Source organism: Pseudomonas sp. 1152_12, assembly GCF_052850675.1.
This window is the reverse complement of the sequence record NZ_VXCW01000047.1, coordinates 1-1,252: the sequence shown is the minus strand read 5'-3', so window position 1 is coordinate 1,252 and position 1,252 is coordinate 1. Positions and strand designations below refer to the sequence as shown.

Here is a 1,252-nt window from a genome sequence, read left to right as displayed (position 1 = left end):
TACTCAAGTCGACAACCAAAACCAAGGCCGCATCCTCAGCGCAGGTAGCCTCGCACTAACTGCCGATCAACTGCTCAACAGCCAAGGTGGCCTCGTCACCAGCACCGGCAACCTGACGGCGGGCATCGGGCAACTGGTCAACCGCAGTGGCGAATTGTCGAGCCAGGCGCAGGTCACGCTGCAACTGGCGGCGTTGGACAACGTGACAGGCTTGGTCTCGGCCGGGCAGGGGTTAAGCCTCACTGTCACCGGCCCGTTCAGAAACCAGCATGGCACCGTGCGCGGCGGCGTGCGCCTGGACCTGAACGCCGGCCACGTGGACAACAGCGCGGGCGGGCGCATCAGCGCCGGGCAGACGCTTAATGCCAGTGTCACCAGCCTTGATCAGCACGACGATGGTCGGCTGTTCGGCCAGGGCGAAGTCAGCCTCGACCTCAATGGCGGCCACCTGAATAACCAGGGCGGTGTGATCAATGCCCCGGGACGCTTGTTGCTGAGTAACCTCAACAGCGTCGACAACCAGGGCGGGGAAATCTCCAGCGCTCAGGCGCTGGGCTTCACCGCCGACAGCCTCGACAACCGCGGCGGCAAATTGCTCAGCGAGCAAGGGCTGCTGGTGCGCATCGCCAAGGCGCTGGACAACACCAAGGGCTTGATTGCCGCCTCCAGCCTGGACCTGCAGGCCAACAGCCTGATTAACGCCGAAGGCGAACTCAAAATACGCGATGACGCAAAGGTGTTCGTCACCACTGCGCTGGATAACCGCCAAGGCAAAATAGTCGCGGCGACCACCACCTTGGGCAGCCTGACCCTGGATAACCGCCAAGGCCTGCTGCAGGGCGACCGTTTGTTGAGCGTCACCCATGCCGGGGTCGCGATCAACCGTGGCGGTCACTTTATCAGCGGCCAGCACCTGAACCTGAATATCGACCAGTTCGACAACCAGGGCGGTGAGGTTTCCAGCGTCAACGACCTGTCCTTCGGCGGCAAACAGTTCGACAACCGCAACGGCGGGCGCCTGCTGGCCAACGGTACACTGCAACTGACCCTTGATGAGCTGAACAACCAACAAGGCACGGTGCGCAGCGATGGCAACCTCAGGCTGCAAGCCGCCACGCTGAACAACGACGGCGGCCGACTCAGCAGCGGCGCGGCGCAGCAATTGACCACCACCGGCGCCATCAGCAACCGCAGCGGCGAATTGCTCAGCGCCATGGCGCTGACCCTCAACAGCGCCAGCCTCGATAACCGT

Annotated in this window: 1 pseudogene; it reads left to right on the top strand. The window is 63.1% G+C overall.

The features are described from left to right. A pseudogene (locus tag FW764_RS28040) lies at positions 1–1,252 on the top strand (hypothetical protein); the annotation flags it as partial.